General features: G+C 67.1%; 13 protein-coding genes. 6 read left to right on the forward strand and 7 right to left on the reverse strand.

Annotated elements, in window-relative coordinates; genetic code table 11:
* Position 1: 1 nt before the first annotated feature.
* The gene (pheA, locus tag AKJ09_RS43655; protein ID WP_146653778.1) at positions 2-1,192 is read left to right on the forward strand and encodes a prephenate dehydratase; all 1,191 of its coding nucleotides are present in this window, start codon (positions 2-4) and stop codon (positions 1,190-1,192) included.
* Complete coding sequence (locus tag AKJ09_RS43660) at positions 1,189-3,252, forward strand: PrsW family intramembrane metalloprotease (protein WP_146653779.1); 2,064 nt, start codon at positions 1,189-1,191, stop codon at positions 3,250-3,252. The genes pheA and AKJ09_RS43660 overlap by 4 nt, the downstream gene beginning before the upstream one ends.
* 28 nt (positions 3,253-3,280) lie before the next feature.
* Here AKJ09_RS43660 and AKJ09_RS43665 read toward each other — a convergent pair whose 3' ends face one another.
* Together AKJ09_RS43665 and AKJ09_RS43670 are read right to left on the reverse strand one after the other, a co-directional pair.
* Positions 3,281-3,820 carry an FKBP-type peptidyl-prolyl cis-trans isomerase gene (locus AKJ09_RS43665; RefSeq protein WP_146653780.1) on the reverse strand — a complete coding sequence of 180 codons (540 nt, stop codon included), beginning with the start codon at positions 3,818-3,820 and terminating at the stop codon, positions 3,281-3,283.
* A gap of 51 nt (positions 3,821-3,871) precedes the next feature.
* Positions 3,872-5,350 (reverse strand): hypothetical protein, encoded by a 1,479-nt coding sequence (locus AKJ09_RS43670; RefSeq protein ID WP_146653781.1) that lies wholly within the window; start codon positions 5,348-5,350, stop codon positions 3,872-3,874.
* A 464-nt stretch (positions 5,351-5,814) separates the two neighbouring features.
* Here AKJ09_RS43670 and AKJ09_RS43675 point away from each other — a divergent pair, with 464 nt between their 5' ends.
* On the forward strand, positions 5,815-7,551 hold the full coding sequence (locus tag AKJ09_RS43675; RefSeq protein WP_205633956.1) for a L,D-transpeptidase: 1,737 nt from the start codon (positions 5,815-5,817) through the stop codon (positions 7,549-7,551).
* Positions 7,552-7,555: 4 nt separating this feature from the next.
* Here the strand turns inward: AKJ09_RS43675 and AKJ09_RS43680 are convergent, their stop codons facing one another.
* Together AKJ09_RS43680 and AKJ09_RS43685 are read right to left on the reverse strand one after the other, a co-directional pair.
* On the reverse strand, positions 7,556-8,344 hold the full coding sequence (locus AKJ09_RS43680; protein WP_146653782.1) for a hypothetical protein: 789 nt from the start codon (positions 8,342-8,344) through the stop codon (positions 7,556-7,558).
* Positions 8,345-8,490: 146 nt separating this feature from the next.
* A complete protein-coding gene (locus AKJ09_RS43685) occupies positions 8,491-9,540 on the reverse strand; it encodes an aminopeptidase (RefSeq protein WP_146653783.1) in 1,050 nt (349 codons plus the stop codon).
* Between the two features lie 204 nt (positions 9,541-9,744).
* On the opposite strand from AKJ09_RS43685, the gene AKJ09_RS43690 reads away from it, so the two are divergent.
* Positions 9,745-10,770, forward strand: a complete 1,026-nt coding sequence (locus tag AKJ09_RS43690; protein ID WP_146653784.1) for a tetratricopeptide repeat protein — start codon at positions 9,745-9,747, stop codon at positions 10,768-10,770.
* 80 nt (positions 10,771-10,850) lie between these two features.
* Here AKJ09_RS43690 and AKJ09_RS43695 read toward each other — a convergent pair whose 3' ends face one another.
* The 3 genes from AKJ09_RS43695 to AKJ09_RS43705 form a co-directional block, all read right to left on the reverse strand.
* Positions 10,851-12,170 carry a hypothetical protein gene (locus AKJ09_RS43695; RefSeq protein WP_146653785.1) on the reverse strand — a complete coding sequence of 440 codons (1,320 nt, stop codon included), beginning with the start codon at positions 12,168-12,170 and terminating at the stop codon, positions 10,851-10,853.
* Between the two features lie 146 nt (positions 12,171-12,316).
* The gene (locus AKJ09_RS43700; RefSeq protein WP_146653786.1) at positions 12,317-12,886 is read right to left on the reverse strand and encodes a GbsR/MarR family transcriptional regulator; all 570 of its coding nucleotides are present in this window, start codon (positions 12,884-12,886) and stop codon (positions 12,317-12,319) included.
* Between the two features lie 48 nt (positions 12,887-12,934).
* The gene (locus AKJ09_RS43705; RefSeq protein ID WP_169928357.1) at positions 12,935-13,966 is read right to left on the reverse strand and encodes a polyprenyl synthetase family protein; all 1,032 of its coding nucleotides are present in this window, start codon (positions 13,964-13,966) and stop codon (positions 12,935-12,937) included.
* A gap of 602 nt (positions 13,967-14,568) precedes the next feature.
* Here AKJ09_RS43705 and AKJ09_RS43710 point away from each other — a divergent pair.
* Together AKJ09_RS43710 and AKJ09_RS43715 are read left to right on the forward strand one after the other, a co-directional pair.
* Positions 14,569-15,042, forward strand: coding sequence for a hypothetical protein (locus AKJ09_RS43710; protein ID WP_146653788.1), 474 nt, complete (start codon positions 14,569-14,571; stop codon positions 15,040-15,042).
* Between the two features lie 5 nt (positions 15,043-15,047).
* Positions 15,048-17,333: a DEAD/DEAH box helicase gene (locus tag AKJ09_RS43715; protein ID WP_146653789.1), complete on the forward strand. Its 2,286-nt coding sequence runs from the start codon at positions 15,048-15,050 to the stop codon at positions 17,331-17,333.
* Positions 17,334-17,503: the final 170 nt, after the last annotated feature.

A 17,503-nucleotide genomic window follows, 5' to 3' on the forward strand; every position in this document is an offset into this window, starting at 1 on the left:
GATGGCAACCCAGACAGCGTCCCGGACGCCCAAGGCGCCGGCAACCCCAGCCGCGACCCCCGGCAAACCGGTGCTCGCCGGCGCACGCGCGCGGATCGACGCCCTCGACGACGAGATCCTCGACCTTCTCGAGAAGCGTGCCGACATCGCGCGAGAAATCGCCGTCGCCAAGCAGAAGGCCAAAATCGAGTCCTTCCACGATCCGGAGCGCGAGCGCCAGGTGCTCGAGCGCCTCGCGCACCGCGGCGAGGGTCGCTTCCCGCCCGATGCCGTGCGCGCCGTGTTCCGTGAGGTGATGAGCGCGTGCCTGTCGGTCGAGCAGCCGCTGCGCGTGGCCTACCTCGGGCCCGAAGGCACGTTCTCGCAGATGGCCGCGCGCCACCTCTTCGGCCTCTCGGCGCGCTACCGCGAGTGCGCCACCATCGACGCGGTGTTCGACGCCGTGCAGAGCCGTGATGCCACGTACGGCGTCGTTCCCATCGAGAACTCTACCGAGGGCGCGGTCAGCATGACGTCGGACGCCCTGCTCGACGGCCAGCTACTCATTCGTCAGGAGTACATCCTTCCCGTCTCGCATTGTCTCCTGACGCGCGCGTCGTCGCTCTCGGCGATCGACACGGTCTATTCGCATCCGCAAGCGCTTGCACAGTGCAGGCTTTGGATCGCCAAGCACCTTCCTCGCGCCCAGGTCGTCCAGACCACTTCGACGGCCGCCGCTGCGCGCGAAGCGCAGGCTGACGATCGTGCCGCCGCCATCGGCGCGGCGATCGCCTCCGAGATCCACGACGTTCCCATCCTCAGCCGGAACATCCAGGATCGCCCCGAGAACGCCACGCGCTTCGTCGTCCTCGGTCACGACGACGCGAAGCCCAGCGGACGCGATCGCACGACCCTCGCCTTCGGCGTGACCCACCACGAAGGCGCCCTTCGTCGCGTCCTCACCGAATTCGAGACCGCGGGCGTCAACCTCACACGCATCGAGTCGCGTCCCAGCCGCCAGAAGGCCTGGCAGTACGTGTTTCTCGTCGACGTCGAGGGCCACCGCGACAGCCCCGAGCTCGCCAAGGCACTCAAGGGGGCACGCCACAGCGCGACGTTCGTGAAGGTCATCGGCAGCTACCCGCGATCCGATCCGCCCGCTCCGAAGGGCAAGCCCTCGCCGAAGACGCGAGGGCGCAAGGGCAAGGGATGACGTTTCGCGCGGCCTCGTCGGCTCTGGCGCGCGCCATCGCGTTCGCCGCGCTCCTCGTCTGCACGGTCATCTGCTGCGGCTGCAGCTCGATCGCCGGCTCGAAGGACGTGGAGCTCGTCTACGAAGCGCCCGCGACCGCAAACGAAGGCCGACCGGACGATCTGAGGGCTCTCGTGCTCCGCCGGCTCGGCGCAGGCAACGTGGCCGCCGACGTCACCGAAGACGGTCGCTCGCTCCGCATCGTCGTGGACGAGACGAGAACCGAGAACGCCGACGAGCTCGTGAAGTGGTCGGGCACGGTCCTCGTGCTCGAGCCAGACCCCGCCCTTCCGATCACGCCAAGAGACCCGGCGGACCTCGTTGCCCGCACGACGACACACCAAGACGGAAGCGTCGAACAGTACTGGGAGGGATCGCGCGCGGCCATCGCACGAGCCATCGATCGAACCACCGTCGACCGCGATCACCGCGTGGTGGGCGAACCGATCTGGGAGACAGCGAGCAACGGCGAGCCGGCGCGCTGGCGCACGCGCGTGGTCTACGTGGAGCCACGTGCCGAGCTCGCCACGGGAATCTTCGTAGGTTGGGGCGACAGCGGAACGCTGAGGCTGCGTGCGCAGAAAGACTCGCCCGCGGACACGTCGCTACAGGCCCTCAAAACCCGAGCACACGGGAACGTCGGGACCGACGTGCTGGTCCGCGGAGAGACGTCCCTCGGCCACCCCGTCTACGAGACCGACGCCATCGTCGTCTCTTTCGGCTTTGGCATCCAAGCGTACGCTCGCGCCCAACAGGAAAAGCAGCTTCTCACGACGCCGCGCCTGCCTGCGCTCCGGCGCGTCGATGCCGTCGGACTTCCGCGCAACACCGAGCTCGTGATGGCGTGCATCGTCGTGCCCATCCTGCTGTCGTTCGCGTGGCTCGCCTTCGTCAGGCGGTTCGACCGCGCGCATCCCGAGCCGATGTGGCTCGTGCTCCTGACGTTCGTCCTCGGTGGTCTCGCCACCGTTCCCGCCGCTCTCCTCGAGTACGGCTACACACGTCTTTCGCCGTGGCTCGATCCGCGCGTGGTCACGTTCGGAGGGCAGCTCTTCGCGCTCCCGCTCGCGGTCGTCGTCTTCACCTTCGTGATCGGGGTCTCCGAGGAAGGAAGCAAGTTCGTCGGGGCGCTCTTCGCATCACGTCGCAAGGAATTCGACGAACCCGTCGACGGCATCGTCTACGGCATCGTGTCCTCGCTCGGCTTCGCCGCCGCCGAGAACATCCAGTACTTCGCGGCGGGCCGCCTGACCGCTCCGCTCGTCGTCGCGCGCTGCTTCATGAGCATTCCGGCGCACATGTTCTTCGGGGCGATCTGGGGCTACGCGCTCGGCATTCGCCTGGTCGATCGTCAGGTGCGCGTCCTCGCGTTCTTCCTCGTCGCCGCCCTCGCGCACGGCCTGTTCGACGCGTTTCTGCTGACGGACGGCACCGGCGGCCTCGCCATCGCCCTCAACATGGGTATGGCGAGCCTGTTCATCATGATGGTCCGGCGCGCACTTCGTCACGGCGTCATCGACGAGGCTTCGCTGAAAGTGAAAAGCGACGAGCGCTCGCTCTATCGCGTCGGCAGGCCGGGCCTCTTCGCGATCTCTTCCGTCGCGCTGCACCTACTCGCCTTCGGTATCTTCGTCCTCGGCGCTTCGTACCAGATGGCGCGCCATCGGCCGGGCCTCGGTTTCGTTGGAGCCTCCAGCCTCATGGTGCTGCTCCTCGCCGTGGCCGCCTATGGTGTGTCGGCTTCGATGCCTCTCGACGTGGCCGTCGATGCTTACGGCGTCACCTTCGCCGGGGCGGCGCGCGCGTGGAGGCGCATTCGAGGATTCTCGGTGCATCCGGGGCACGTCCTCCTCGACTGCGAGGACGGCCCGATCCGCCTGGGCCCTGCCTCGAACGAGCAGATCGCAGCGCTCGCCGGAGCGCTCACGGACAAGCTCGGAACGAACGGCAGCGAACGCCACTCCACGCTCGAATGCGAACGTCCCAGCAAGGACGTCGTCGCGCGCGTCTCGACCTACTGACGCGCGCGTTCACGACGAACGGCGCCGCTCACTTCACGCCGTCTTTGCCGCCCGCCTTCGGCGCAGGCTTCGCGCCCGCGTCGCCACCGACGATCTCGACGAGCTCGATGTCGAACTTCAGCGCGGCCTTCGGCGGGATCTTGTCGCCGCTACCGTTCTCGCCGTACGCCATGTCCCACGGAATGGTGAGGGTGCGCTTGCCGCCGACGCGCATGCCGGGAAGTCCTTCGTCCCAGCCCTTGATGACCTGGCCTTGGCCAATGGTGACCTGGAACGGCTCACGGCCGCGCGAGCTGTCGAACTCTTTGCCGTTGAGGAGCGTGCCCGTGTAGTGGACCTTCACGGTATCTCCCTTCTTGGCCTCGGGCCCCTCGCCGACCTTGTCGTCGACGATCTGGAGCTTCTCAGGGCCGGGAGGAAGCGGCGGAGCCTCGGTCGGCTTGAACTCGCTCGGCGCCGGCTCGTCGACTCTCTTCGAACATCCCGTCACGGTGAGGCCCGTCACGAAGCCCGTCACGAGAAACGAAGCGAGACCCGCTGCGAGCAACAGAGAACGAGAGATCTTCATGGCGCCCCGAGGCTTACCACGAGTGCGTGAGCGACGGGATCGTCCGATGCGTCAGCGCTGAGCGCCACCGGCCGGCGGCGCCACGTTCGCGCCGAGGAACGCGCCGATCGCTTGGAGAAGCGCCTCGAGCTGCTCCTGCGTGACGTTCAAGCGCAGCTTCACCTGGCTGCCGTCGGGCACCACCTTCGCTCCGTTCAAGAGGCCTCGCGTGGCGGCGCGTACGAGCACCGAATTCTGACGCCTCAGAAGATCGGTCAGCGCTTCCGCCACCTCGTCGGCGGCGGCTTCGTCCGTGCAATCTCCTTCGACGAAGACGTCCGCGCCGTCGTCACCCGCGCGCGGAGCCACCCAGAGGCGAATCTCCTTGAGCGACTGACTGAACTTGAGGCCCGGAATCGAGATCTGCTTCCAGGGATCCTTCACCGTGAGCCGCATCGCCTCGCCGGGACGAACCTTCGGCGAGATCGGTGCACGCTTGAGAACGCGCGCAAACTCGGTGGCCTTGTCCTTCGGCACGACGGCGAGCACGTGAGGCTGCACTCTCAGAAACACACGCTCGGCATTGTCGGCGTGGCCGAGCGAGGCTTTCACGCCGGGCACGCCTGCATCGAACGCTCCGCCACGGTCGTAGCGGAGCGCGATGGCGTCGACGGCCTTGTCGACGAGAGCGTCGGACGCGCCATAACGGACGATGACAGCGTCACGATCGGTGTGAATGAGCGACGGGCCGTAGATCAGGATCCACTCGGTGTCGCGAATCGGATCGACGCCGGTCTGCGCCCCCTTCATGAAGTCGTTCCATTGGGGGATAGCGAAGAGAAGCGGCCCCATGCGCTGTCCGACCGAATTGCTTCGGATGACGGACACGTTGACGAGGAGGGTCACGTTGACCTGACCGGCCGCCACGAGCCCCGGCATGCCGATCATGCCGCCCGGATCGCGGGGACCATGTCCACCGGCGCCGGCGTCGCCTTCTGCAACGAGTCCAGCGTCCGCCGACGCATCGCCTTCGCCCGCATCGTGCACAGCACCGCCGTCACCGATCGCGGTACCGCCGTCGCGCGAGGTCGCTTCGAGGCCGGCGTCTGTCGCGAGCACCGACGCATCGGGCGCTTGGGCATCCGGCTTTGGCTTCGGCGCGGACGCATCCAGCATCTTGATGGGATTGGCCGCGTTCGGATCCTTTTCGACCGGCGGCGGCGCTTCGTGCTGTTCGGGCGGCGCGGGTGGCGGCGGAGGAGGAGCTTCCTCGCCGAGCAAGTCGACGGGGATGGTGAGCTCGTCCGCGTTGTCTTTGAACTCGAGCCCCGATCGGTCGGGCAGAAGCCGCCACGGAGCCAAGAACCAGTGCAAGACGAACGAAACTCCGACCGCGACACCGAACACGATGCGCAGCGTGCGCCCGCTCCAGAAGCCGGCCGGCCCGCTCTTGTCTTTCCCGCCGGGCGGCGTCGCGTGCGGAGCGGTCGGAGCAGCATCCGCCGCGCCTCGTCCGGGGTGGCCATGCAGATGCGGGGGCGCTCGCCGCAATCGCGAAGCCCCCGAAGCTGACGACGACGAGCTCGAGCGTCCTCCCGCGCCCACGGCGCGCGTCTGTCTAGACACAGCGGACCCCGCTCACGGACACACGGTAAGGCGAAGACTTTGTGGGAACCAAGGAATTACGGGGGGCGCGCGGGGCGTTCGCTCCGGCCATGGCCTCGGCATGAGCCTCGCTTCAAGGGGCGTCCGGGGGGCGACCCCTAGCCGGAGCGCAAAACGCATCGTGAGCGCACTTTAGCGTGACGCGCGAAACGGCAAAGGACTCCTTCGAAACGCTCCGCGGTTCGTCAACGTTCCTAGAAAAGACGGCCGAGCTCGCCTTCTTCTTCCCTCACCACCTCCGAATGCGTCGAAAACTGGCTCTTTCACGGACTCTTTGGCACACATGGGGGCGCCCCGCGCCCGGCACTGCTCGACTCCCGAGCGGCCCCGTGCGAAGGCGCCCCCGCCGTATGGTGTCTCGTTCAGCTTCCGTCCTCGCTGTCCTTGGGATCGCAGCGCTTCTCGGCGCCTGTGTCGAGGAGAAGCCCGCTCCGACGCCGACCGCGAAAACCGCCAAGAGCGCGTCGCCGCCCGTGCCGACGCTGAGCAGCAGCGAAACCCAAGACGCTGGCGCGCAAACGGCCAAGCAAGACGTGAAGGATGCTGGCGCGGCTCCGATCGTCGACGGGCCGCTCATCGGAGCCCTCTTCCTCCAGACGCCCGTCATGAGCGACATGGAGTGGCCGAAAGAAGAGCGCAAGCCGGGCGATCGAACGGGCAGCGTACGGCTCGGCTATATCCGCCAAGGCTCGCGCGTCCCGGTCATTCCAGAGCCGCACGTGAAGTCGAACTGCAAGGAGGGCTGGTACGAGCTCGTCCAGGGCGGCTTCGTTTGTGGCAAGTACGCCTCGCTCGATCTCAACCATCCGAGGCTCAAGCTCGCGCCGCACGCGCCCACCCCGACGTCGTCACTGCCCTACGAGTACGGCTACAACGTCACGAACGGCACGCCTCTCTACCGCACGATCCCCTCGCGCGAAGACCGCATGAAGATCGAGCCTTGGCTCGCGCCGCGGAAGGCCAAGCCCCGTCGTGACGACGACGCCGTCGCGAACAGCGACGATCTCGATGCCGGCGCTGCGCGCTCGGCCTCGTCGAGCGATCCTTCGGCCGACGACGGCGGCGTCCCCTGGTATCTGCGCGACTACGACGGCGGCAAGCCGCAAGTCACGCTCGACGATCTGAAGGGCGAAGGCCCGGTGGCTCGCCGCATGGTCAAGGGCTTCTACCTTGCCCTCGACCACGACTTTTCGTCGAACGGCGCGAAGTGGTGGAAGACCACGGGCGGCCTCATTGCGCCCTTCGAGCGCATCTACGTCAACAAGAGCATCAGCGAGTTTCATGGCGTCTGGCTCGACACCGCCGAGCAGGCTCCGGTCGATCCGAACGCGGCCAATGCAAACGCAGCCAATGCCCTCGATGGTGGCTCGAGCCCTGCTCCCAAGGCCATCGAGAACATGTGCAAGGCGGGCAGCAAGGCCCAGGTCGGCATCATCCTCCACTACAAGGCCAAGAAGTACTCGGTCAGCGCGAGCAAGAAGGCGGTCACCACCGGTGACGCCGCTCCTCGTCACACCGTCGTGCGGCTCACGGGCGAGAGCGTCAACGTCAACGGCGCCATCTACGACGAGACCGACGAAGGCTGGTGGATGAAGGCCAGCGAGGGCGCGAAGACAAAGCCCACCGAGCCGCCGCGCGATCTCAAGCCCGGCGAAAAGTGGATCGACGTGAACGTCACGAACGACACGCTCGTCGCCTACGAGGGCGACAAAGCGGTGTTCGCGACCGCCGTGTCGACCGGCAAGCGCGACGACAAGAATCCCGACAAAGATCACAAGACGCCGACCGGTACCTGGCGCATCCGCGAAAAGCACATCGCGGCGACGATGGACGGCGACGTCGCAAGCGACGGGCCGTACTCGATCGAAGACGTGCCGTGGATCATGTACTTCAACGGCAGCTACGCGCTGCACGGCGCCTTCTGGCACAACAACTTCGGCCGCAAACAGAGCCACGGCTGCGTGAACCTCGCGCCGCAAGACGCCAAGGCGCTGTTCGGCTGGACGGAGCCGCGCATGCCCGACGGCTGGCACGGCGTGTGGTCCACGCCCGAGAAGCTGGGCACGCGCGTCGTCGTTCACGAGTAGCCCCTCACCAGGGGTCGGCGTTCGCGAGCGCGCTGCGCGTCTCCTCGAGACGCCTGCTCGTGTGCACGACGGTACCCATCATCGGGCACAGCGACGCGTCGAGTCCGTCCGACGTGAACACTCCGACCGTCCGTCGCGCTTCCACCTTGCACTTCTCGACGTTCCCCTCGGCGATCGCACGACCCATTGCGTCGAGCACCACGTCGTTCTGAACCATGGAGTCGACGAGCACGAATTCGAGGACGGCCGAACGGCCAAACCACGTCTTGTGGTCGGCATTGGCAAGCATCCAGAGGCGATCGATGCGCTCGGCTTCGAAGGGATGCCGCGCCGACCGCAAGTGCACGCCTCCGAGCAGCGACTTGCGAAACTCGCGGTCGAGCAGCGCGTCACGACGCTCGAGAAGGACCAAGGTCTCACTCACGAGCCGCGCCGAGAGCACCGCCGACGTCAGCGTCGCGCGATCGTCGAGCTCGTTGGCAATCTGGAGCGCCCTCGTGAGCGAGGGGACGGCGCCGGCCGTATCGTGGCAGTCGAGCGCGTTCTTCGCCGTCGCGATCGCCGCAAGTCCTTCGCGAAACGAAGGCCACGGCGAGGGCGCGAACGAATCGTCGTTGCATACCCGCGCATGCGCGTGACCAGGCTCCGCGCGGAACGCACGGCAGCTCTCGCTGGAAACGCTCTTGGCCGCGTCGAAGCGTTCCGAGAGCTTCCGCGAGACGAGAGTCGCAGAGACTAGCGCGACTCCGACGAAGACGAGACCGATGAACGAGGGGCGGAGCAGGAGGAGCATGCGCGCTCGTCGAGCAACGCTCGTGCCTCTGCCGTCCACGTCACGTTCGACCTCTTTTCGCGGGCTTTCGACGTCAGCTCGAGCAGGCCCGGCGACGACTTGGCAGCGCGCTCCTCCGCGAACGACAGTTCGTCAACGCGGGCGCGTCACGTCCCGCAGCCGTTGGCCAAGACCGGCTTGAGCAAGAGCGCCGGATCGGTGTGCGGGGGCGACTTCGCCGCGATCGGTTTTACCTGCTCGAGGGCGCCGAGCATGCGCGGGAGATTTTCGCCGCATGATTTGTAGAGCGCGACGAGCTCCTCGTGCCCCGACCCGTACGTCTTGTACTGGATGAGCGTCGCATTCGTGATCGGGCGCTTCATCTTCAGGTCGGTGCGAAGCTTGTCGGTGATCACCTTCTTCTGCGCGAGCTTCTCCTCGCGAGAGACGTTCGACGCATAGAGCTTCTCGAGCTCGTCGTAGGCCTCGTGCATACGTTGCCCGCGCTCCTCCCCTTCGTGCTGTCCCTCGACGAACTCCGCCTTCTCGCGTGAATCGGGTCCGACGGTCTCGTCGAGATAGCGCATGGCGAGCGTCTCGCCGACGAACGAGGCGACGCTCTCGTTGAGCGTGCTCTGCCCCGGCACGTAGAAGGTCGCGTGCAGCGTCTCGTGGAGCACGACGTCGGCGAGCTCGCCGAGCGCGTCGTCCCCCTTCGAGATCATGGTCGAGAGGATCGGATCGTCGAACCAGCCGAGCGTCGAGTACGCCTGCGAGGGTCGAACGTCGACGTCGAACCCTTCTTTGGCGAGGTCCGTCGCATACGACTTCGCCTCCTTGCGGTCGAACCACCCCGTGTATGTGATGCTACCTACGACGGGGAAGCTCCAGGTCTTCGGGCGGAAGGCGACCGGATCGCAAGCCGACACGACCCACACCACCGCAGGCCGCCCGAGCCAGACGTAGCGCTCGTAGTTTTTGGTACGACGAAGGCCCTGCGACTCGCCGAAGGCCTTGATGCGGGGAACGTGGGCAAGCAGGTCGCGTGTGCGTCGATCGAGATAGCCGTTGTCGACGACCTCCTTGATGGCAATCCCGCGCTCGTTCAGCTGCTCTTGGCCGGCCGCGGCCTGCGTCACGTAGCGCAGCGGCGTGCAACCGGACCCGAGCGCGAGCACGAGAGCCCCAAAAGCAAGCGTGAGGAGTCGTCGCGTCATGGGAAAGGCCCGATCCTCGCGTCATCTGGCGAGCCGATCAAGCAGAGCCGGCTTCGGCGACGAACCCAGCCATGGCGCTGATCCGGCTCCGGTTTCTCCTGATGTGCCGTCCGGTCCGGCCGCGTTCGATGACGATCGCGTCACCTTCGCGTCGTGTTCGCTTGACGCAGGGGGCCCCTTTGCGCAAAACCTCTCTGAATACAGATGGATCAGCTCTCCGCGCACCTAGATCGGGGCTGGGATCTCGCGCAAAAGGGTAACGCCGAGGCCGCGACCGCGTGCGCCAAGCGAGCCTTGGAGCTCGATCCCCAGTCTCCCGAAGTTCACAACCTTCTCGGCTACACCGCCGCTCTGTCGGGCGACTCGGAGGAAGCGCTCGAGCACTATCGCCAGGCGATCGCGCTCGACGAAACGTACCTCGAGGCGATGCTCAACGCGGCAGAAGTCCTCATGCACCCGCTGGGCGAGTGGGACGAGGCCATCGAGCTGTGCGACGACGCGCTCGACTACGCCGAGACCAAAGAGGAGATCGCCGACTGTCTCCTCCTCCGCGTCGACGCGCTCCTCGGTAAGGGTGACGTCGAAGAAGCCAAGAAGTGCATGTCTCGCCTGCCCGAGCCTCCGTTCGAGACTTCGAGCTACGTGTTTTTGATCGGCCGTGCGTTCTACGAGCTCGGTGAATCCGAGAAGGCGCTCCCGTACATCGAGGAGGCCGTGCGTACGGATCCCGAGCACGCGGACGCGCACTACTACCTGGGGCTCCTCAAAGACGACAGCGGCGACGTGCGTGCAGCCGTCGAAGCGTTCCTTCGTTCGCGCGCCCTCGATCTCGCGAAGCCGCCGCCCGCGTGGGCCCCCTCGCCCGACACGTTCGCGCAAATCGTCCGTCGTGTGGTCCAGAGCCTCGACGCGCTCCTCGCCCGCTGGGTTCGCGACGCGGACATCTACATCGTCGACGTGCCGGGCGCCGAGCTCGTGGTCGACGGCGTCGATCCGCGCGCCATGGTGATCGTCGACGCGCGCTTGCCCGACGAGCCCGATGGCGAAGACCTCGGACGCAACGCGCTCTCGGCGCGCCTCTTCATTTACCAGCGCAACGTCGAGCGCGCGGCGGGGTCGATCGCCGGCCTCGAGTCGGAGCTCGCGGGCGCGCTCGAACGCGAAGTCACGGCCGTCTTCCTCGATCGGGACAAGCCCCCGTCGATGGCCGACAAGCACCACCTCAATTGATCGCGTAGGCATGCGAGGCGCGTGGGGTCATGACCACGCGCCGTTGCTGAAGACGTCTTACGTGCCGCTGCAAAGAGCGGTCACCGCCACGCGCCGATGCTGAAGCCGAAGTTCTGGTAGCGCGGGGCGAGGTCGACGAACGCCGTCAGGCGCCATGTGGTCGGCGATAGAATGCCGAAGACGTCCCAGGACAACAGGCGAACGTCGGTGCCGAACGTGAAGTGCTGGCGCGTCGTGCCATCGGCGAATCGACTCGGCTCGAAATAGATGCCCGCACGTGTGCGAAGAAAGTTCGGAACGGGCTCGCTCTCGGCGGCGAGGCGTGGAGCGAGCGTGACGCTCTGTCCGACGAGCTCGCGCCTCTGATCGATGAAGCCTTCGACGGCCACGGCCGTGGGGCTCGCTCCGGTGATGAGCATGCTCGCGAGAAGAAGCACGCGCTCGCGCGGCCAATTGAGGTAGCGAGCTTTTCGTTCTTCGTAGAGGCGCTCTTTGGCATCGGCGAGCGCCATGTCTTCGGTCGCGCGGATCAGTCGCTCGTCACGCGTGAAGGCTTCAGCCCGATCGGCGCGGGCGGCGATGTCGTCGGCCGTGACGCCGGGCATGCTTCCGAGCGCGACTTGCTGCGCGGCGGCTCGCTCGGCGCGATCGCGAATGATGCGCTTCACGAGCTCCTCTTCGTCCTTTTCGGGGTCGATCCAGCGGGGATTGAGCGGACGAGGACCGAACTGCCAGGCGATGCCGCCCTCGATCTCCCACGGCTGGACGATGCGATCGGGAACGATGAAGGCCCCGGCATGCGAGACGCCCGTGACGGGATCGACCGTCGTGCGTCCCGTCGTGACGTCGCCGCCTTCGACCGGTGCGCGCGCGGTGGCTCCCACGCGCCACTGTCGGTCGTTGGGCTTGATGACGATGCCGACCTCGGGCGCCGCGCCGGCCATCTGCAAGATGGCGCCGCCTCCACTCACGCGCTGAGTGAGCTCGCCGAAGGTGCTGGTGCCCTTGGTCGAGACGTCGGCGAGGATGATGCGCGCGCCGGCGCCGATGACGATCTGGTTGTTGGCCATGCCATACGCGCCGACCGCGTGGATGCGTCCGAGCGTCAGCGAAAGCCCGGACGTCGTCGCGCTCGGGCTTTCGATGTCGTAGCTCAGGAAGTCACCCATGACGGTGACGCCGAGCTGGCCGAACTGAAGCTGCAGGCCGAGGTTGTAATAGAGGAAGTTGTTGGTCCGCTGCGTGAGGCTCTGGTTCGCGTTCTCGCCGCGATTGCTGAAGTCGGTGTTGCCGTACGCGCCGGGGAATGCCAGGCCGAGCGAGATGTCGTAGTCGAACCAGCGCAGGCTGAACGGCTCGCGCACGGCCGGCGCCGCCGCGTTGTTGTAGACGCCTTCCACGGCCTCGGCCGCGGCGGTGGTGGCGCCGGCGAGGCCCGTGATGCGCCCGGGCGCGATGAGTGGCCCTTGGAACAGCTCGAGGGCGAAGTCGTTTCGTGTGATGGAAGGCCGGCTCGGCTGCTGCTGCGCCCGCGCGGACGGCGCGCTCAGGACGAGGGCGAGGAAGGCCCCTGCTGCCGCAAGAGGAAGCGAACGAGCGGCTCGGCGTCGAGCTTGGCCGTCGCGAGGAGCGTGTCGATCAAGCGCTTGCCGAGCTTCGCGAGCTCGAGGAGCTGCTTGATGCGCTCGTACTGGAGCTCGGCGCGCTCGCGTGTCTTCGGGTCCGGCGAGTGACGAAGCTTCGAGACCTCGGCAAGCGCCTCTTCGAAGGCCTCGATCGCCGCGACGATCTCGGTCTTCTCGCGCTCGTTGAGAACGCGCGAGATCATCCTCCAGAGCTGCACTTCGGCCGTGAAGAAGTCCTTGCGCTCGCCCTGCACCCAGACCTTGCGGACCACGCCCCAGCGAAGGAGCTCGTTCAGCGTCATGCTGACCGCGCCGCTCGAGAGCTTCAGCGACAAGCGGAGATCCTCGGCGCTCAGCGGCTCGGGGGACAGAAACAAGACCGCCCAGATGCGGCCCATGTTTCGCTTGAAGCCCCAGAACTCGATGAGGCGTCCGAGGACGTCGCTCACCGCGGCCTCGCTCGGCCATAGCGCACGTTTCTCCTTTGCCACGGTGACGGACGCGTTTTTAGGCCACGGAGTGGGAAGGAGCAAGGAACGTCAGGCCAGTCGAGCGGTGAGACCGCGTGCAACGTCGGCGAGGACGTCGCGCGCGCGACAGGAAGGGACGGCCTCGAGCTTGTGGAGCGCCGAGGCGGTTTCGTGGCGAGCGAGGTCGCGCACTTGGTCGCATGCGCCGGACGCGCGCACTTTTGCCGCGAGCGTCGAGGCGGCGGCGGCGTCCCCTGCCCGGACACTCGCCACGAGCGGCGCCACGTCGGGCGAAGCCGCTGCCGCGCGCAGAAGGGGCAACGTCACCTTGCCTTCGTGCAGGTCGGCCAGCATCGTCTTGCCGGTCGTGCCCTCGTCGCCCTCGTAATCGAGAACGTCGTCGACCAACTGGAAGGCTACACCGAGGTGACCACCGAACGCGCCGAGCGCGTCGATCGCCGAGGCCGACGCTCCACCCTCGCGCGCTCCCGCGCGAAGCGCCCACTCGAAGAGCGATGCCGTCTTGCCACGAACGATCTGGAAATAGGTGTCTTCGTCGAGCGAGACCGCGAGCCGACCACGCAGCTGGATGACTTCGCCGTCGACGAGGCGGCCCAGCGTGTTGATGAGCTCACTCCACGTCTCGGGGTGCGCGCGGCTGCCGAGACGAAGCGCCTCGACGAGCAACAGGTCACCCGCGAGCACGCTCACGGCGTTGCCCCACACGCGACGCGAGGTAGGACGGCCACGACGCTGATCGCTGTCGTCGACGACGTCGTCGTGGAGAAGCGTCGCCATGTGGACGATCTCCGCCGCCGCGGCGAGCTCGCGGGCACGTGTATCGATCGGACGGAAGCACTCGGTGGCGAGCAGGAGCGCCATCGGGCGAATGCGTTTGCCACCGGCCTCGAACAGGTGGTTCGCCGATTCGGTGGCCGGAGCGACCCCGGCGGCGATGTGCTTGGCGATGATCGCTTCGACCTCTTCGAGCTCGCGCGCGATGAGCGAGCGAACGTCGGCGAGACGAGCGGACGTTCGATCACCGACACGGTCGGGAACGGCAGTGTCGTGGAGCGCGTGCAGGGAAGCGGGAAAGGTCATCGGTGCGACTTCGACTGTGCTCACCCCTGCGGACGCTCCCTTGCGCGCCAATCTGCAGAACATCCGCAGGGCGTCGGGAGCGGCTCCGGAGGAGCAGCTGGAGCAGGTGCTTTCTGGACCGTCTAAACTTTCAAAAAGTTTTGAAAGAATATATGGGTCCACCACACGGGGGGTCAAGGCTCGTCGGCCGAGCTGCTAAGTTGCCGGGACGCCGCTAGAAACCGGAGGCAGGTCCAGGGGTTGCCCCGAGACGGCGGAGGCTCCCTGCCCGTTCATGCGGCGTACCGCGACATCGGAAACGGGCTCGAGGCCTCGTACGCCATAGCGGCGGCCGCCTCGACAGAGGCCGGATCACGCGGATCGCCCGCCCGTTGTCGCGCGCGACCTCCTCCATACGTTGCCTCACCGACCGTCTCGCCGAAGGCTCGTTTGTGACGGCCAACGAGCACGACGCGCGCTCCTCGCGCAGAAAACCCGAGGGCCACCGCACGGCCGACCGCACGATCTCCCCCAAACGAGAGCGGTCAGTCCTTTGATAGCTTCGGTCGAACGCATGGCGCCGGAGATTGACGCCCACCGAGCCGTGGCGCTACACGCTTGCCGTGCCAAACGCACCTGAACGCGCCCCGTCGAAGAAGGCGAGCCGCCTCGACCGTCTCGTCTACGGGGTGTTCATTGCGCTCACGGCGGCGTTCGTCGTCTCGAGCATCGTCCAGGTGGCCTCGGAGCTCTTCTTCACGGATGAAGCTCGACCGAAGGCAGCCGGCGCTGCCGGCCCCGCCGTGAACCCGGCTTGCGCCGAGCGCATCGGGGACATGATCCACGCCATCGACGTGGCCCGCCTCGAAGCCAGCCACAAATCCGACCGCGATACCGCTCTCCACGCCTATTCCGTCGCCAAAGACGCGGCCTGGGCGCGCTATGGCGAGCTTACGCGCGCATGTGAATCCGACCCCAACGGCGTCGACGCCCTCGCGGCGCTCGACCGTTTCGAGCGCGCCGCGGAACGCGACGCCATCCGCCAAGCCGTCGAACTCGGGCGCGTGCGTCGCTCCGTCGACTCGTTTATAAGGTAGCCCGAATGACCCAGGTGCAGGCCCCGACTCCCGGTGACACGAACGCGGCAAAGCCGACGTTCGACGCACTCCAGCTCAGCCCCGACGTCCGCAAGGCGCTCGGCAAGATGGGGTACGCTCATCCCACGCCGGTGCAGCTCGCGGTCTACGAGCCCGCGACGCGCGGCAAGAGCCTCGTCGTCCAGGCCCGCACGGGCACCGGAAAGACCACGGCCTTCGGCCTGCCCATCATCGATGGGCTGGTGAAGAAGTCGGTCGCCGGCGTCCAGGCGCTGATTCTCACGCCGACGCGCGAGCTGGCGATTCAGGTGTCCAAGGAGCTCGAGCAAATCGCCGAATTCCGCGGAGTGAAGATCCTGCCCATCTACGGCGGTGCGCCGATGGGTCGCCAGGTCGAAGCGCTCGCGGAGGGCGTGCAGATCGTCAGCGGTACACCGGGCCGCGTGCTCGACCACCTGCGCCGCGGCACGCTCGATCCGTCGCACATCCGGATCTTCGTGCTCGACGAGGCGGACGAGATGCTCTCGATGGGCTTCGCCAAGGAGCTCAACGCGATCATCGAGATGCTCCCGAAGGAGCGCCAGGGGCTCTACTTCAGCGCGACGATCCCGCCGGACGTCGAGCGCCTCGCCAACAGCCACCTGCACAACCCCGAGTACGTCACGCTCTCGAGCGATCAGGTCGGCGCCCTCTCGATCAGCCACTTCGTCTACCTCGTTCGCGAGGGCGACAAGCGCGCCTCGCTCGTCCGCATCATCGAGGTCGAAGATCCGGAGAGCGCGGTCGTCTTCTGCAACACGAAGGACGAGACCGAGCGCGTCGCCGAGGCCCTGAAGAGCAAGGGCTACGACGCCGATTGGCTCAACGGCGATCTCGAGCAGCGCGAACGCGAGCGCATCATGGCCAAGACGAAGGAAGGCAAGCTTCGCTTCCTCGTCGCCACCGACGTCGCGGCACGCGGCATCGACATTTCGCATCTCACGCACGTCATCAACGCGGACTTCCCCGAGTCCGCCGAGCAATACGTCCACCGCACGGGCCGAACGGGCCGCGCGGGCCGCACTGGCACGGCGATCTCCATCGTCGGACCGAAGGACGTGGGCCACCTCTACATGCTGAGGCTCACGTACAAGATCCGTCCGATCGAGCGCACGCTCCCCACGAAGGGCGAGCTGCGCACGCGGGAGGAGACAGACCTCATCGCCTTCCTCGCCGATGCCTACGGGGCGAAGACGCCCGATCCGATGCACCTCGCCGTCGCGCGACGGCTCCTGACGTCGGAGTCGGCGGAGACGATCGTGGCGGGTCTGCTCGGCGATCATCTCGGCGCAACCAGCACCGACGACGTCTCGCAGCAGGCGGCCGAAGCACGGCGCGCGAAGAATCCGCCGGCCGAGCCAGTGGCCACGCAGCCCCGCCCCGAAGTTCGGCGCGACGCGCGACGCGACGAGCGAGCGATCGCGCAGGCCCACACGAGCGACGAGCCCCGCACGCTTCGCGACGGCCAGACGCTCCCCGAGCGTGGACAGCGCGATTTCGGTCGCCGCCAGGACCGCCCGCAACACGAGCGTCGTGATCGTGATCGTGATCGTGATCGCGATCGCGGTCGAGACCGCGCGGACAACCGCGGCCCGCAGGCCCAAGTTCGCGGCCCGCAGTCCGAAGGTCGCGGCCCGCAGGCCCAAGGTCGCGACAGAGATCGTGATCGTGATCGCGACCGGCAGCGGCCTGCCCAGGTGCAGCCCACGAGCGAGCGGCAGCCGCAAGCGGCCCTCTCCGATTGGCAGCCGCCGGCAGACGCGGACGACGATCGCCCCATCCTCGCGGGACGCGCCGAGTCGCGCGGCGACGGACGCCGCCAGGAGCGCCCGCGTCGCAACGAGCGCGAAGGCCGCCCGCGCCACGGCGGCGGCGGGTACACCATCGGCTACACGGTCGAGGGTGAATCCAACGAGGACGCCGTCGAGACCACGCGTCATCCCCGCGAAGGCGCCCGACCGCATGCCCTCCCCGAGCCGGCCTCCGGCGGCGAGACCTTCGGCGCGACCGAGGGCGGCGATGTCGCCAACATCTTCGTGAACGTCGGACGTCGCGACGGCCTCAAGCCGGGCGACGTGCAGAGCATGCTTCAGGACGGCGGCATTGCCGACTTCGACACGCGCAACGTTCGCGTTCGAGAGCGCATCACCTTCGTCACCGTGCGCAAGGCGGAGATGGAGCAGGCGATTCGCGCGCTCGTAGGTCAGGTGGTCGGCGGGCGTACCGTCAACGCCGAACCTGCACGCGGCTGACGCGACGAAAACAAGCGACGCGGGCGAAGTGGAGTGGTCTTGCGGCGAACGTCGCAGAACCACTCCACTGCATTTTTCCTTGCGATTGACGTAGGCACGAGCGTTCGCGACGAACGGCTTGAATCGCAAGTGTGCGTGTCACGACGCGCGACGCGGGCTGGGCTTACTGT

Source organism: Labilithrix luteola (assembly GCF_001263205.1).
GTDB classification, from domain to species: Bacteria; Myxococcota_A; Polyangia; order Polyangiales; family Polyangiaceae; genus Labilithrix; species Labilithrix luteola.

Coding starts and splice junctions, on each gene's coding strand:
- pheA (WP_146653778.1), top strand. CDS start 2: ATGGCAACCCAGACAGCGTCCCGGACGCCCAAGGCGCCGGCAACCCCA.
- AKJ09_RS43660 (WP_146653779.1), top strand. CDS start 1,189: ATGACGTTTCGCGCGGCCTCGTCGGCTCTGGCGCGCGCCATCGCGTTC.
- AKJ09_RS43665 (WP_146653780.1), bottom strand. CDS start 3,820: ATGAAGATCTCTCGTTCTCTGTTGCTCGCAGCGGGTCTCGCTTCGTTT.
- AKJ09_RS43675 (WP_205633956.1), top strand. CDS start 5,815: ATGGTGTCTCGTTCAGCTTCCGTCCTCGCTGTCCTTGGGATCGCAGCG.
- AKJ09_RS43680 (WP_146653782.1), bottom strand. CDS start 8,344: ATGCTCCTCCTGCTCCGCCCCTCGTTCATCGGTCTCGTCTTCGTCGGA.
- AKJ09_RS43685 (WP_146653783.1), bottom strand. CDS start 9,540: ATGACGCGACGACTCCTCACGCTTGCTTTTGGGGCTCTCGTGCTCGCG.
- AKJ09_RS43690 (WP_146653784.1), top strand. CDS start 9,745: ATGGATCAGCTCTCCGCGCACCTAGATCGGGGCTGGGATCTCGCGCAA.
- AKJ09_RS43705 (WP_169928357.1), bottom strand. CDS start 13,966: ATGACCTTTCCCGCTTCCCTGCACGCGCTCCACGACACTGCCGTTCCC.
- AKJ09_RS43715 (WP_146653789.1), top strand. CDS start 15,048: ATGACCCAGGTGCAGGCCCCGACTCCCGGTGACACGAACGCGGCAAAG.